Raw genomic sequence first — 14,442 nt, 5'->3', positions numbered from 1 at the left:
GCGCCGCCGGTGCCCGGCCAGAGGCCAGCACGGTCAGGCGTCTCGGCGGCGAATGCTCCAGTAACCGGCGGCGACGGCGATTACCGTCCAGCCGAGCAGCACCAGCAGGCCCTCATTCTGGGTGAGTTCGCCCGGCCCGACGGTCGCCTCCATTGCCCGCATACCGGCCTGGTCCGGCAGGAAACGCGCGGCCGACCTGGTCACGGGAATGATCCAGAGCGCGGGCGAGACGACGAAGAAGAACGGGATCAGAATGCCCAACGACAGGGCGGTACTGCGCAGGACGGCGGCCACGGCAGCGGCGAAGACACCGAGCAGGGTCACGTACGCGAGCCCACCGAGCACCGCTCGGACTGCGCCGGGAGCGTTCAGGTCCACCCCGTACGGACCGAGCGCGACCTGAGTCACCAGGAACGACCCGAGCACGGTGGCGCCGCCCACGATCAGGCAGACCAGCCCGGCCACCCCGAGTTTGCACAGGTAGAACAGGCCACGTCGGGGCACCGCCGCGAGCGAGGCCCGGATCGTGCCGCTGGTGTACTCGGAGCTGACCACGAGCACGGCGAACACGGTGAAGGCCAGGTTGCCGTAGAGCAGAGCACCGAAGCCGGCGTCAATCGGGTGGAAGTCGGGCCGGAGCGCGTCGCTGCTCCGGTCGATGGCGGCCCGGATCGAAAGGCCGCTGGCCAACGCGAGCCCGAAGCTGACCACGACGCCGACCGTCAGCGTGATCATGGTTGCCAGGGTGGACCTGACCTTGATCCACTCCGATGCGAGGACCGGGCGTACCGCCGTGCCGTTCATCGGTTCACCTCCACTTCCTGGTGGCCCCGGTACTCGACCGCCTGCGCGGTCAACTGCATGAACGCCTCTTCCAGCGAGGCCGCACAGGGGGTCAGCTCGGTCACGGTGAGATGTTCGCTGTGGACGATCGCGCCGATCTCCTCCATTCGGGCGTCGATCACGTGCAGCGCGCCCTCCGAGCCGTCCTCGACGCTGAGCCCGCCGGCCACGAGGGCGTGCCGCAGGCGCTCCCGCTCCGGCGACCGCACCCGCACGTACGACCCGGCATGCCGGGCGACGAAGTCGGCCGTGCTCAGGTCGGCGAGGAGCCGACCCTGCCCGATGATCACCAGATGCTCGGCGGTGACCGCCATCTCGTTCATCAGATGGCTGGAGAGGAAGACCGTCCGCCCCTCCCGGGCCAGCCGGGTGAGCAGGTCACGCATCCACTTGACTCCCTCCGGGTCCAGCCCGTTCACCGGCTCGTCCAGGATCAGGACGGGCGGGTCGCCGAGCAGGGCGGCGGCCAACCCGAGGCGCTGGCTCATGCCGAGCGAGAAGCCGCGTACCCGTTTGCGGGCCACGCTCTCCAGCCCGACCAGCCCGATCACCTCCCGGACCCGCCGCCGGCCGATCCGGTTGCTGGCAGCCAGGCCGAGCAGGTGGTCGTACGCGGACCGGCCCGGATGGGCCGCCTTCGCGTCCAGCAGCGCACCCACCTGCCGCAACGGCTCGACCAACCGGCCGTACGGTCTGCCGTCGATCATGGCGGTGCCCGAGGTGGGCCGGTCCAGCTCCAGCAGCAACCGCATGGTGGTCGACTTGCCCGCGCCGTTGGGGCCGAGAAATCCGGTGATGCGGCCGGGATGCACGGTGAACGACAGTTCGTCCACCGCCACTCGCCGGCCGTAATGCTTGGTCAACTGCGCTATCTCGATCACCGGACCAACATCCCAGCCGAGGGCCGGACGGCGCGTCAGACCGAGGTTTGATCCTGTTTGCTCGACGCGTCAGACCGGAGTCTGACCCGGCACGCCACCGGTCGGGAGCCGGCCGCCGCCCAACGGGACCAACCCGCTCTCGTACGCGACGATGACCAACTGGGCCCGGTCCCGGGCGCCGAGCTTGGCCAGGAGCCGGGTCAGGTGGGTCTTCACCGTGGCCATGCTGATCTGCTCGTGCCCGGCGATCTCGGTGTTGGACAACCCGGCGGCCACCAGGGCGAGGATCTCCCGCTCCCGATTGGTCAGCCCGTCCAGCCGGGTTCCGTCGGTCCGGGCCGGCTCGGCCCGCCCGAACTCGGCGACCAGTCGCCGGGTCACCGTCGGGGCGAACAACGCGTGCCCGCTCGCCACCACCCGCACCGCGTCGAGCAGGTCGGCCGGTGGGGTGTCCTTCAGCAGGAAACCGCTCGCCCCGGCCCGCAGTGCGCCGAAGACGTACGGGTCCAGGTCGAACATGGTCAGGATCAGCACCCGTACGTCCGAGGTCGCCGGGTCGGCGCAGATCCGGCGGGTCGCCTCGATCCCGTCCAGGTCGGGCATCCGGATGTCCATCAGCATCACGTCGGGACGTTCCCGGGCGGCGAGCCCCACCGCGGCGGCGCCGGTCGCCGCCTCACCCACCACCACGCAGCGCGGGTCGGATTCGAGCAGGAGCCGGAAGCCGCCGCGCAGCAACGCCTGGTCGTCGGCTATCGCGACCCGGATCGGGTCCGTCACGAGGCGGTCCCGGCCGGTCGCCGGTCGCCCCGCTGGAGGCGATCGGGCGTCGGGTACGGCAGGCGGGCGCGAAGGTGGAAGCCGCCCTGCTGACGCGGTCCCGCAGTCAGCTCACCGCCGTGCATGGCCACCCGCTCCCGCATCCCGAGCAGGCCGTGCCCGCTGCCGGCCAACGGGGTACGGCCCCCGCCCCGCCGGTGGTCCGGCCCCTCGTCCAGCACCTCGATGACCACGTCTGCCTCGGCGCACCGCACGGTGACCTGGCAGCGGGTCAGCCCGGCATGCTTGATCACGTTCGTCAGCGCCTCCTGGAGAATCCGGTACGCCGAAACCGCCGTCCCCTCCGGCAGCCGATCCGTACCGGTGATGTCGGCCCGCAGGTCGAGGCCGGCCGCCGCGGCCCGTGTCACCAGCAGGTTCAGATCCCCCACCGTCGGGGCCAACTCCGCCTCGATCCCGGTGTCCGCTGGGACCGCTCCCCTGCCATCGCCGCCGCTCGGGTCGGCGCCCTGCGTCGGAGCGCTGCCGTCCCGGTCGGCGCCGTGCGTCAAAGCGTCGCCGTCCGGGTCGGCGCCGTGCGTCAAAGCGTCGCCGTCCGGGTCGGCGCCGTACGTCAAAGCGTCGCCGTCCGGGTCGGCGCCGTCGGTCGGGTCGGTCCGCAGCACGTACAGGACCTGGCGCATGTCGGTGAGGGCCGAGCGACCTACCCGCTCGATCAGCTCGAGGGCGTCGGTCGCCGCGCCCGGCTGGGTGTCCGCGACGTGCCGGGCCACCGCGGCCCGTACGGTGATGATCCCGAGGTTGTGCGTGACGATGTCGTGCACCTCCCGAGCGATGCGCAGCCGCTCGTCGGCGACCGCGCGGGCGGTCTGTTCCGCGTTGCTCCGAGCCTGGTACACCCTGCGTTCGCGGACCGCGACCCCGGCCGTCCACGCCGCCCCGACCAGCGCCAAGCCGGGAAGCAGCACACCGAAGGCCTCCGCACCGGTGGGGGTCGGGCCGGCGGAGACACTGAGCAGCAGCAGGACCAGGGTGAACACGCCCAGCATCCGCCACCGGATCCGGGTGAGTGGCCGGCCGGCGAGCGCGGCCGTGTAACCGGTCAGGGCGGCGGCCAGGAACGGCTCGTACAGCACCCCGGACGCCAGGGCCAGCACCGAGGCTGCCGCGACGACCAGGAACACCGGCACCGGCCAGAGTCGGCGTACCGCCACCGGGAGGGCCATGAGGAGCACGACCAGGCAGAGTGTGAGCGCGGTCGAGCCGATCACGGGGCTCCCCGAGGGGGCACGGGTCATCGGGACGAACGCGTACCACAGGCCGAGGACCAGCGCGAGCAGCCCGTCAAGCGCGATCAGCTCCCGACGGCGCAGCGGGCGGGTAGGAAGCGACGAGGCGGTCACCGCACACCCTTCTCCGACCACGACTTTCCCCGGAGCCTATCCGGCCCCGCTGTTCGCCCTGGTCGGCGCAGAGAGGTCGACGTGACGGCTGCGCTCCGGTTCAGGCGGCGCGGGTGTCGTACGTCGCGCGGTTGGCGAGCACGTCGTCCATGTGCGTCTCGGCCCAGGTCTTGAGGCCGCGCGTCATCTGGTGCAGTGACAGGCCGAGGTCGGTCAACTCGTAGGCGACCGTGACCGGCACGGTCGGCGTCACGGTACGGGTGACCAGACCGTCACGCTCCAGGGAGCGCAGCGTCTGGGTCAGCATCTTCTGGCTGACGCCGGCCAGCAGGCGGGACAACTCGGAGTAGCGCATCGACCGGGGCTCACCGGCACAGTCGGCGCCGAACCGGTGCGAGCCGTCGCTGCCCAGCGCGGCCAGGACCAGCGTGACCCACTTGTCGGAGAGCCGGTCGAGCAGCTTGCGGCTGGGACATCCCGCCAGGAAGGCGTCATATTCCGCCTTGGTCTGTGCCCTCTGCTGGGCCGCCGTCATCGTCGCCATCGACCGCTCCTCCCACGGTGGGTGCGTTGCGCACTCGGAAGTGCCTACTTCCTACCAGGAAGTTACCCCTCGATAGTGAAGCAGGCATCCGTCAGGTAACCAGGACGGCCCGGTTCGACCCGAAAGTCAGAGGTATGAGCATGCTCCACACTTCCCTTCCCGGCGGCACCTGGACAATGGGCGACCTGACCGTCACCCGGTTCGGCTACGGCGCCATGCAGCTCGCCGGCCCCTGGGTCATGGGACCTCCCGCCGATCACGACGGCGCACTCGCCGTCCTCAGGGAGGTCGTCGACCTCGGCATCACCCACATAGACACCAGCGACGCATACGGGCCACACGTCACGAACCTGCTGATCCGTGACGCGCTGCACCCGTACCCCGGTTCGCTGCACGTGGTGACCAAGGTCGGCGCGAACCGCGACCAGCAGGGCGGCTGGCCCCCGGCCCGAGAGCCGGAGAACCTGCGCCGGGCAGTCCACGAGAACCTCGAGAACCTCGGCCTCGAGGTGCTCGACCTGGTCAACCTCCGACTCGGCAACGCCGAGGGACCCGTGCCCGGCTCGCTCGCCGAGCCGTTCGAGACTCTCGTCGAACTCCAGCAGCAGGGCCTGATCCGGCACCTCGGGGTGAGCAACGCGACAGCGGACCAGGTCGCCGAGGCACAGGCGATCGCGCCGATCGTGTGCGTGCAGAACCTGTACAACCTCGCGTACCGCCAGGACGACGGACTGGTCGACGCGCTCGCCGAACAGGGCATCGCCTACGTGCCGTACTTCCCGCTCGGTGGTTTCAGTCCACTGCAGTCCTCGGTGCTCTCGACCGTGGCCGCCCGGTTGGGCGCGACGCCGATGTCCGTCGCCCTGGCCTGGCTGCTGCAGCGGTCACCGAACATCCTGCTCATCCCCGGCACCTCGTCCACCACGCACCTGCGCGAGAACGTCGCCGGCGCGGCACTTCAGCTCTCCGACGAGGACCTGGCCGACCTGGACAAGATCGGCCGCTGACGAGGCAGTCTGCCGCGTGGAGGCGGCTACTTCGCGCTCGGCCTGATCAGATACCGGCGCCGTCCCGGGAGTCGGCGGCGCCGGTCGTGAACGAGCACAATGGATGGGCGGCACGGGGCGTGGTCAGAGCTGCCGGCTGATACCCAGTGCCACGGTCCGGACGGCCGGGCCGACCGCGCGCAGGTCCAGCCGGTCGGCCCAGCCCGATACGGAGACAGCCCCGGCCGGGCGCCCGTCGGCGTACAGGACGGCGCTGGCGACGCACCCGACCCCGGCACCGGATTCCTCGCTCTCGTACGCCACCCCGCACTCCCGGATCCGCACCAACTGCCGTCGTAGCAGGCCGGGAGCGGTGATCGTACGCGGGCCGACCATCCTCAGTGGCTGGTCGCAGACGAGGGAGATCGCGGGCTCACCACTGAACGCCAGCAGCGCCTTGCCGACCGCCGAGGCGTGCGCGGGCAACCGACCGCCCACCTCGGACGGCATCGACGGCGCGTCCCGCCCCCGCAGAACCTCGACGTAGACAACGTCGGTGGCCTCGAGGACCGCCAGGTGCACACTCAGCCCCGTCGCCTCGCACAGGTCAGCAAGGTACGGCGGGGCGATCGTCCGCAGGTCACGCCGTCGAGCGGCGAACTGCCCGATCTCGAACACCCGGACGCCTATCCGCAGCGACGGTCCGGTGCGTTCCAGGAACCCGTACGTCACCAGGTCGGCCACCAGCCGCGAGGTTGTCGACATCGGCAGTCCGGCACGACGACTGACCTCGGACACCCGCAGTTCGCGGTGTCGTGCGTCGAACGCGCCGAGGACCGCCGACACCCGGGCGACGGCCATGTCGGGGATGTTCCGCTCAGCGGCACGCACCAATGCAGCTCCTTGACAGGTCCGCCGAATCGTAGCTTACTAACGGACCAGTTCGTACATTCACTGTCGCGGATCGTCCACGGCGGTGGGCGATGACGGGAGTCCCACCCCATGCAACCTTGCCGGTACGGCCTGATCGGTTCGGGGATCGGGGCATCGCTGTCGCCGGTGCTGCACGAGACCGAAGGTCGTCATCACGGTCTGGACCTGTCGTACCGGCTGATCGATGTGGACGAGCCGGGGACCCCGTCCGACCTCGGCCGCCTGTTGGACAACGCCGAGGCGGATCGGCTCGCCGGCCTCAACATCACCCACCCGTTCAAGCAGCAGGTCATCGACCTGCTCGACGACCTCTCCCCGCAGGCGCGCGACATCGGGGCGGTCAACACCGTCGTGTTCCGCGACGGCCGACGGCTCGGTTTCAACACCGACGCGTACGGATTCGCCGAGTCGTTCCGGCGGGGACTGCCGGACGCGCCGGTCGACCGGGTGGTGCAGCTCGGCGCCGGTGGCGCGGGCGCGGCCTGCGCGTACGCCCAACTGAGCGCGGATGTCGGGCACCTCACCGTGGTCGATCCGGACACCGAGCGGCGCGGTGCCCTGGGTGAGGCGTTGGAGGGACGGTTCGACATCCACCGGATCGCGGTGGCCGCACCCGACGAGTTACCCGCCGCGCTGGAGCACGCCGACGGCTTGGTCAACACCAGCCCCGTCGGCATGCGGACGCACCCGGGGATACCGCTGCCCGTCGGGTTGCTGCACCCGGGGCTGTGGGTGGTCGACGTCATCTACATGCCGGTCGAGACCCAACTGCTGCGCTCCGCCCGGGCGAACGGACTGCGTGCCATCGGTGGCGCGGCGATGTGCGTGTTCCAGGCCGCGGCGGCATTCGAGCTGCTCACCGGCCGTACGCCGGACACCGAACGGATGCTCGGCCACCTCGACCGGCTGCTGAACGGCAGTGGACACCATGTCCGGGCCTGAACGGGTGCGGCCCGCTCCCCCACCGGACCAGGCCCACGCCACCCACACCTCGGTGCTCCCGCGCGGCGTGGTCGTCGCGGCCACGCGGCCCACCGCCGACGTGCACCGGCAGCGCCCGCCGGCGCTGGAACCCCCACTCCACCACCACACCCCTGGAGTTTCCCGATGAGTCAACCAGCAACACGACCGGAAACAGCCGCCCCACCCGACGGCGGCACCGTCACGCAGCAACTGCCGGAACCCATGTCGCTACGCCGGATGGTCGGCCCCGGCGTCGTCGCGGTCGGGATCGGCATGGCGGCCGGAGAGATCATTCTCTGGCCGTACCTCACCGCGATCGGTGGACTGGGCCTGCTGTGGTTGGCGTTCGCCACGCTCGCCGTCCAGTTCGTCATCAACATGGAGATCGAGCGCTACACCCTGGCCACCGGACAGACCGCCGTCGCCGGGTTCTCCCGCTGGTGGAAGGGTTGGGGCATCGTCATCTGCCTGGCCGGGGCGTTCCAGTACGTCTGGCCGGGCTGGGCCACCGGCGGGTCCACCGTCTTCACGTACCTGGTCGGGGGCGGTGACGCCGTCTGGATCACGGTCGCCGTCCTGGTCGTCATCGGCGTACTGCTGTCCGCCTCGAAGGTCATCTACAAGACCGTCGAGCGGGTCGAGGTCGTGAAGGTCGCACTCACGCTGTTCTTCCTCGCCGTCATCGTGGTTTTTGTCATCTCGCTGTCCACCTGGGGCGAGGGCGCGAAGGAGACGGTTCTCGGGTTCGGCCAGATCCCCGCCGGCATCACCTTCACCCTGCTGCTCAGCGCGATCGGTGCCGCAGGCGCGGGCGGTGTGCACAACCTGGTGCTCAGCAACTGGATCCGGGACAAGCGGTACGGGATGGGCGCACACGTACCGCGACTCATCTCCCCGATCACCGGCCGGGAGGAGGCATCAGGCGCCGACCGCTACACGTTCCCCCAGGACGAGCAGAACCTCGCCCGCTGGAAGATCTGGTGGAAGCGCGCCAACACCGAGCACTTCTTCGCCTTCCTGCTGGTCTGCTTCGTGACCATCACGATCATGAGCCTGCTCGCGTACGAGACCCTCTTCGGGCGGGACGACCTCAAGAACGACACGACGTTCCTGCGGATCGAGGGCGACATCCTCGCCTCCCAGGTCGGCGAATGGCTCAAGCTGCTGTTCTTCGCGATCGCCGCCGTCTCGCTGTGGGCCGCCGCGATGGGGCTGCTCGACGTCATCGGCCGGGTGGCGAGCGACTTCCTCCGCCGCAACTACCTCGCCGACTCGGCCCGGTGGACCGAGGCCCGCCTCTATCTGGCGATCGTCTGGGCCGAGATCGTCCTCGGTTCGATCATCCTGCTCTCCGGTTTCACCCAACCGATCGGACTGCTGCTCGTCTCGACCTGCGCCGCGTCGGTGGTCACCCTGCTGTACTCGATCCTGCTCGTACGCCTCAACACCAGGGACCTACCCACCGCGATCCGGCTGCGCGGATGGCGGCTCGGCGGCATGGTCACGGCGATCGGCTTCTACGGGTTCTTCGCCATCGCCATGGTCGTCACCCAGATCCAGAAGCTCTGACCCGACACGCTCTGAGTACGCGCTACCCGGTCGGAACCGACGCCATCGGCTCCCGGCCGGGTCAGCTCGCGGACAGGCGCAGATGACGGTGGGCGGCCATCCGGACGGGTGCGTTCGACTCGCCGAAGCCGTCGTACCCGCCCCGGCGCTGCACGATCTCGAAGAAGACCCTTCCCCCGTACAGCGGGGTGTAGAGGTGGAGCAGTTCACCGCCGCGCTGGTCGCGGTCGTAGAGGATGCCGTGCCGGCGCAGGCGCGCGACCAGGGCGTCGGCCAGGGCGAACCGGGCGACCAGGTCGGCGTAGTAGTTCTCCGGTACGTGCAGCGTGGTGCCGCCGAGCCGGTCGATCGCCACCGCGGTGGCGAAGATGTCGGCGGTGGCGAAGGCGACGTGCTGCGGGTCGACAACGGCGGGAGCCCACTCGCCACGACGGAGCAGCGCCACGGTCAACGCGAGCCGTACCGCCCGGTCCGGAGTGGCGTAGGCGCGCGAGCGCATGAGCCCGAACGGTGCCGCGTACTCCTCGGTGCTCAGCCGGTCGAGCCCGAGCACGGAGTGGTAGAACAGCCCGGCCTCGTCGAAGTGGTCGAAGGGCTGCGCCAGCCCGAGATGGTCCGTGGCGGTGAGGCCGGCGTCGCCCGCGACCTCGTCCCCCGTGGGCAGGAAGTCGGCCCGCCAGTCGTTGTCGTCCCGGCTGAGGAACACCGACGTACCGTCGGGGGCCGCGACGGCGGGCAGGTCCGCCTCGCGCGGACCCCGGACACGCGGAAGGGCCGGCGCGAGCAACGCCTCCGCCCGCGCCCGCGACCGTTGTGGGTCCGCCGTTGTCAACGCGAAGGCACTCATCGCGGCGGTCCCCGGGGCCTGCGGGCGGGTCACCGCACTGTTGAGAATCACCCGGCAGGTGCCCTGCTCCCACAGCTCCACCGGCTTGGACCGGTGCTGCCCGGTGTGGGCGAAACCCAGACCCCGCAGCGCGGCCTGCAACACCGGCCCCGACCGGCCGTCCACCGCGAACTCACTGAAACCGTGTACGGACAACGCCGGCGCCTCCGGTAGCCGACGAGCCTCGACGCCCGACCCGCCCGCCGGTCGAAGGCTGTCCTCCAGGGCGATCAGCGACCGCATCCCGTCGACGGCGGTACGCACCGGATCGGCCTGCCGGAAGACGTCGTTGAACACCTCGAGCGACAGCGGTCCGGTGTAACCCGCGGCGAGCACCCGGTGGACGAACGAGGTCAGGTCGAACGATCCCTGTCCGGGGAAGAGCCGGTGGTGTCGGCTCCACTGGAGGACGTCCATGCTCAGGTGCGGTGCGTCGGCGAGCTGAAGGAAAAAGATCTTGCCCAGGGTGATGTCGGCGATGCCGGCCGGGCTGACGTCGCGCGACAGCACGTGGAAGGAATCCAGGCACAGGCCGAGCGCGGGATGGTCGGCCCCCCGCACGATCCGCCACGAGTGGTCCCAGGTGGACACGTGCCGTCCCCACGCCAGCGCCTCGTACGCGATCCTCATCCCCCTCGCGTGGGCGCGGTCGGCCAGCAGCGCGAGCTGCTCGGCCGCCAGATCGTCGTCGTCGACGGCCGCCGGTGCGACCGACGAGCAGACCAGCATGGTGTCGACACCCAGCTCGGCCATCACGTCGAACTTGTGTTCCGCCCGCCCCAGATTGGCCTTCAGCAGCGCCGGTGGCACCGCCTCGAAGTCACGAAACGGCTGGTAGAGGTCGATAGTGAGACCGAGGTCGGCGCACCGGGCCCGGACCTCACCCGGCGACCAGGGCGCCACCACGAGATCGTTCTCGAACAGCTCGATCCCGTCGAACCCGGCGGCGGCAGCAGCCGCGATCTTGTTGTCCAGGGTGCCGGAGATGCACACCGTCGCCACCGACCGGCGCAGCGCGGCACGTCCGGCCGGGGTAACGCTACTCATGGCCCACCTTCCGGGAGTACGGGGTCAGCGCTGGCCGAGGTAGCCGACGACCATGTCGGCGAGCATCGTGCGGTAGTGCTCGCGTGACGCCGGGTCGAGCAGATCCCGACCGAACAGCGCGCCGAAGGTGTGGCGGTTCGCGACCCGAAAGAAGCAGAAGGCGCTGATCATCATGTGTACGTCCAGCGCGTCGACGTCGGTGCGGAACGTACCGGCCTGCTGTCCGCGGGCGAGCACCCCGCGCAGGACGTCGACCGCCGAGCTGTTGAGGTCCACCAGCCGGGCGACGTGACTCATGTTCTCCGCCCGCTGGCCGTTCTCGACGCCGACGAGCTTGATGAACGCGGGGTGGGCCTCATGATGGTCGAAGGTGACGTCGGCGATCCGGCGGATGGCGGCGACCGGATCGAGCTGGTCGACGTCGATGGCCCGCTCGGCCGCCCGGATCTCGGCGTACGCACGCTCCAGCACGGCGAGGTAGAGCTGCTCCTTGCCGCCGAAGTAGTAGTAGATCATCCGCTTGGTGGTACGCGTACGCGCCGCGATCTCGTCCACCCGCGCCCCGCTGTAACCCTGGTTGGCGAACTCATCGGTAGCGACGTCGAGGATGTCGACCCTGGTCCGCTCGGCGTCACGCCGACGATCGACCTCGGGCTCTGGTGCCGCCTGCCGGCTCACGAAACTCCTTCTCCCGTCGGGCTTCGGGTCGGTACGGACACTTCATCGACACCGAACCCGGCTGCCACTCGCCAGCATAACGAACGTACTAGTGCGTACATCCGGTCCCACGGACCCGCAACCGTGCACTGCCGGCATCCTCGCCCACGCCGGCCTCGCCCCCTACCCAGCCTCGACCTGCGCTCTCCGGCACAGGTGGGTCTCGGCCAACTGACGAAGACGTGTCCTGTCGAAGCTGTGCCAGTGGCCGGGATGGACGACGGACACGTCGAGGTCGGCGAGGAACTCCATGCTTCGCCGGTAGGCGACCACGTCGGAGTTCGGCAGGTCGTCGATCAGGGCACCGTCGTAGACGATGTCGCCGGAGTACAGGGATCGAGCGAGGGCCGGGGTTAACGAACGAGAATTGATGTTCCGACAGAAGCATCATCCTCTGTCGGTGATGAGACAGATACGTACCTGATATCCATCGATATCCAACAATGAACGGGTCGGGAACTTTACGAGCACCGGTTGAGAGGAAGAGGCATGCAAGTCCTAACGGGGATGAGGCGGTCGACGATCGTCGCCTCGGTCGTCGCAACACTCCTACTGGCGGTAGGCTCACTGGGGCACGCCGCCGTACCAAGCGGCTCCATCCAACAGGCCGCAGCGTCCTGTGCAGTAACACCGAAGTCCGGCCAGGGCAACATCAACATCCGCCTAGGTCCAGGCACAAATCACCCGACTGACGGGACCCTCCATTCCGGTACCTGGGCTCCTTCGGCCTGCTCCAACGTTTCTGGCGGGTCCTACTCGTCCTGCGGCGGCGGTAACAAGTGGATCAGGGTTTACCCGGACTGCCTGGGGTGCTCCGGGTATGTCGCCTACAACTGCGTACGGCTCGTACAGGACGTCTAGGTCAGGCTGAATCGGCGCTCCTCAACCAATAGGCCAACCAGACCTTCGGCCCGTCGGGCCATCCCCTCCGCCGTCGACCGCACTCCCGTGGAGCGGACCGGCGTCTGAGGCGCTGTGGGAGCGGGCCTTGACGCCCGTACGGACGCTGGCGCCTCGGCCGGCGGTCTGCTCGGCACCGGCCGGGTCGACGGCGGGCGGGATGGCTGCGCACCTCAATCGCCCACGGATCCAGCGGATGCTGTCGTCTCCGGCGGCCCCGCCACGACGTCCGATACACAAGTTCGATTTTCACGGCGGGGCGCTCTCCGGAGCACAGACGGAGCTGGGGCCAGCCGATAGGTTGGGGGTGCTGCGCCCTACCGACATCACCTGTTTCGAAGGATGACTCCGATGGCGAAAATCATTTCCACGTTGTTCATCTCGGCCGACGGGGTGGCCGAGATCGACCCCGACTGGCACTTCCCGTACTTCGACGCGGACATGGGCCGGGCCGTCGGCGAGGATTACGACACCGCCGATGTGCTGCTCATCGGCCGGGAGACCTACGACAGCTTCGCCGGGGCCTGGCCCGACCGCGAGGCCGCGGGCGGGGACGACGCACCGTTCGCCAAGCAACTCGGGGACGTACGGAAGGTGGTCGTCTCGCGCCAGCCGCTGGAGTTCTCCTGGCGCAACTCCGAGCTGATCAACGGCGATCTCCTCGATGCCGCCAGCGCACTCAAGTCCGATGCCGACGTCAAGGGCATCCTCATCCCCGGGTCGATCTCCGTGGTGCAGCAACTGCTCGCCGCGGGGCTGGTCGACGAGCTGCGCCTGCTGGTGCACCCGGTGGCGGCTCGCAAGGGCCGCAGGCTGTTCGATGAAGGCGATGCGGCGTACCACCTGAAGATGACGGCAACGGAGGCGTTCCCGACGGGCGTGATCCGCGTGATCTACTCGCCGACCGCAGAACCCGCCAAGGTCGGGTACGACGAGGTCAAGGACCAGGTTCCCGCTGGTGGCTGAACAATCCGACGCCCCAGACTCACCGAGGGGCGCCTCGATGACCACGGTCGGCAGGTTGCGGCGATCTGCCCGACAGCGCCAGCGAAGGTCCTGACGATATGCACAATTTGCCGTTCGACCGACCCGGCCGGTTCTGGCGGGGCAACCTGCACACCCACTCCGACCGTTCGGACGGCCGATTGCCACCCGACCAGATCAGCCGCCTCTACCATGAGGCCGGCTACGACTTCGTGTCCATCACCGATCACTTCCGACCCGAGTACGGATTCCCGCTCACCGACACCCGGCCGCTTCGAACGTCCACGTTCACCACGCTGCTCGGCGCCGAACTGCACGCGCCTCGTACCGAGTTCTCCGAAGAATGGCACATCGTCGCGGTCGGCCTGCCACTCGGTTTCCCACCGCCCGACTCCGCAGAGTCCGGACCGGAGCTGGCCCGCCGAGCCCGCGCAGCCGGGGCATTCATCGGAATGGCGCACCCAGCGGCGTCCCTGCTCACCCTCGCCGACGCGGAAAGCTTGGAGGCCGCACACGCCGTCGAGGTATACAACGCCCTGTCGGCATGGGAGGACAGAGGCGACAGCTGGCACCTCTGCGATCTGCTCCTGGGCCGAGGTCACCGGCTCAGCGTCTACGCAGCCGACGACGCCCATTTCCAACCCCAGGACCCACCAGCTCACGCAGCCTGGGTGCAGGTGCGCGCCGAGTCTCTCGACCCCGCCGCGTTGCTTGCCGCCCTGAAGGCCGGCCACTACTACGCCAGCACCGGACCCGAGATCCACGCGATCCAGCTCGATGGCGACAACATCACGGTCCGCTGCTCACCGGCCAGCCGAGTGCTGGTCACCGGCTGCGTACCCGGCAAGCGGGTACAGTCTGGCCACGGTCTCACCGAGTGCTCGCTTCCACTCGACATGTTTCGGGAAAGCGCCTACATCCGAGTGACCGTCATCGACGCGAACGGCGGACGGGCCTGGAGCAACCCGATCTGGCTGAGCTGAGCCATCCCCGCATCGGGTCGACA

At 69.4% G+C, this 14,442-nt stretch carries 13 protein-coding genes; 5 read left to right on the top strand and 8 right to left on the bottom strand.

Annotated features, from left to right (window positions below; translation table 11 throughout):
* Positions 1-33: 33 nt before the first annotated feature.
* The 5 genes from ACWEFB_RS00550 to ACWEFB_RS00530 form a co-directional block, all read right to left on the bottom strand.
* On the bottom strand, positions 34-804 hold the full coding sequence (locus ACWEFB_RS00550; protein ID WP_452280832.1) for an ABC transporter permease subunit: 771 nt from the start codon (positions 802-804) through the stop codon (positions 34-36).
* Positions 801-1,724 (bottom strand): ATP-binding cassette domain-containing protein, encoded by a 924-nt coding sequence (locus ACWEFB_RS00545; protein ID WP_452280830.1) that lies wholly within the window; start codon positions 1,722-1,724, stop codon positions 801-803. The genes ACWEFB_RS00550 and ACWEFB_RS00545 overlap by 4 nt, the downstream gene beginning before the upstream one ends.
* Before the next feature lie 69 nt (positions 1,725-1,793).
* Positions 1,794-2,504 (bottom strand): response regulator transcription factor, encoded by a 711-nt coding sequence (locus ACWEFB_RS00540; RefSeq protein WP_326558602.1) that lies wholly within the window; start codon positions 2,502-2,504, stop codon positions 1,794-1,796.
* Positions 2,501-3,907: a sensor histidine kinase gene (locus ACWEFB_RS00535; protein ID WP_452280828.1), complete on the bottom strand. Its 1,407-nt coding sequence runs from the start codon at positions 3,905-3,907 to the stop codon at positions 2,501-2,503. Before ACWEFB_RS00535 ends, ACWEFB_RS00540 begins: the two co-directional genes overlap by 4 nt.
* A gap of 100 nt (positions 3,908-4,007) precedes the next feature.
* Positions 4,008-4,451, bottom strand: a complete 444-nt coding sequence (locus ACWEFB_RS00530; protein WP_452280826.1) for a winged helix-turn-helix transcriptional regulator — start codon at positions 4,449-4,451, stop codon at positions 4,008-4,010.
* Between the two features lie 140 nt (positions 4,452-4,591).
* Here ACWEFB_RS00530 and ACWEFB_RS00525 point away from each other — a divergent pair, with 140 nt between their 5' ends.
* Positions 4,592-5,458, top strand: coding sequence for an aldo/keto reductase family oxidoreductase (locus ACWEFB_RS00525; RefSeq protein ID WP_452280824.1), 867 nt, complete (start codon positions 4,592-4,594; stop codon positions 5,456-5,458).
* A gap of 123 nt (positions 5,459-5,581) precedes the next feature.
* On the opposite strand, the gene ACWEFB_RS00520 is transcribed toward ACWEFB_RS00525, so the two are convergent.
* Positions 5,582-6,328, bottom strand: coding sequence for an IclR family transcriptional regulator (locus ACWEFB_RS00520; RefSeq protein WP_452280822.1), 747 nt, complete (start codon positions 6,326-6,328; stop codon positions 5,582-5,584).
* 111 nt (positions 6,329-6,439) lie between these two features.
* Here ACWEFB_RS00520 and ACWEFB_RS00515 point away from each other — a divergent pair, with 111 nt between their 5' ends.
* Together ACWEFB_RS00515 and ACWEFB_RS00510 are read left to right on the top strand one after the other, a co-directional pair.
* A complete protein-coding gene (locus ACWEFB_RS00515) occupies positions 6,440-7,312 on the top strand; it encodes a shikimate dehydrogenase (protein ID WP_452280820.1) in 873 nt (290 codons plus the stop codon).
* Between the two features lie 165 nt (positions 7,313-7,477).
* Positions 7,478-8,902 (top strand): Nramp family divalent metal transporter, encoded by a 1,425-nt coding sequence (locus ACWEFB_RS00510; RefSeq protein WP_452280818.1) that lies wholly within the window; start codon positions 7,478-7,480, stop codon positions 8,900-8,902.
* A gap of 61 nt (positions 8,903-8,963) precedes the next feature.
* On the opposite strand, the gene ACWEFB_RS00505 is transcribed toward ACWEFB_RS00510, so the two are convergent.
* Both ACWEFB_RS00505 and ACWEFB_RS00500 read right to left on the bottom strand, forming a co-directional pair.
* Complete coding sequence (locus ACWEFB_RS00505) at positions 8,964-10,835, bottom strand: bifunctional sugar phosphate isomerase/epimerase/4-hydroxyphenylpyruvate dioxygenase family protein (RefSeq protein ID WP_452280816.1); 1,872 nt, start codon at positions 10,833-10,835, stop codon at positions 8,964-8,966.
* Between the two features lie 24 nt (positions 10,836-10,859).
* Positions 10,860-11,513: a TetR/AcrR family transcriptional regulator gene (locus ACWEFB_RS00500; RefSeq protein ID WP_452280814.1), complete on the bottom strand. Its 654-nt coding sequence runs from the start codon at positions 11,511-11,513 to the stop codon at positions 10,860-10,862.
* Positions 11,514-12,803: 1,290 nt separating this feature from the next.
* Here ACWEFB_RS00500 and ACWEFB_RS00495 point away from each other — a divergent pair.
* Positions 12,804-13,418, top strand: a complete 615-nt coding sequence (locus tag ACWEFB_RS00495) for a dihydrofolate reductase family protein (RefSeq protein ID WP_452280812.1) — start codon at positions 12,804-12,806, stop codon at positions 13,416-13,418.
* Positions 13,419-13,516: 98 nt separating this feature from the next.
* A complete protein-coding gene (locus ACWEFB_RS00490) occupies positions 13,517-14,419 on the top strand; it encodes a PHP domain-containing protein (RefSeq protein ID WP_452280810.1) in 903 nt (300 codons plus the stop codon).
* Positions 14,420-14,442: the final 23 nt, after the last annotated feature.

The sequence above is a fragment of the Micromonospora sp. NPDC004704 genome (assembly GCF_053601675.1).
The sequence above is the reverse complement of the archived record's forward strand: the minus strand, read 5'-3'. Positions and strand labels throughout refer to the sequence as shown.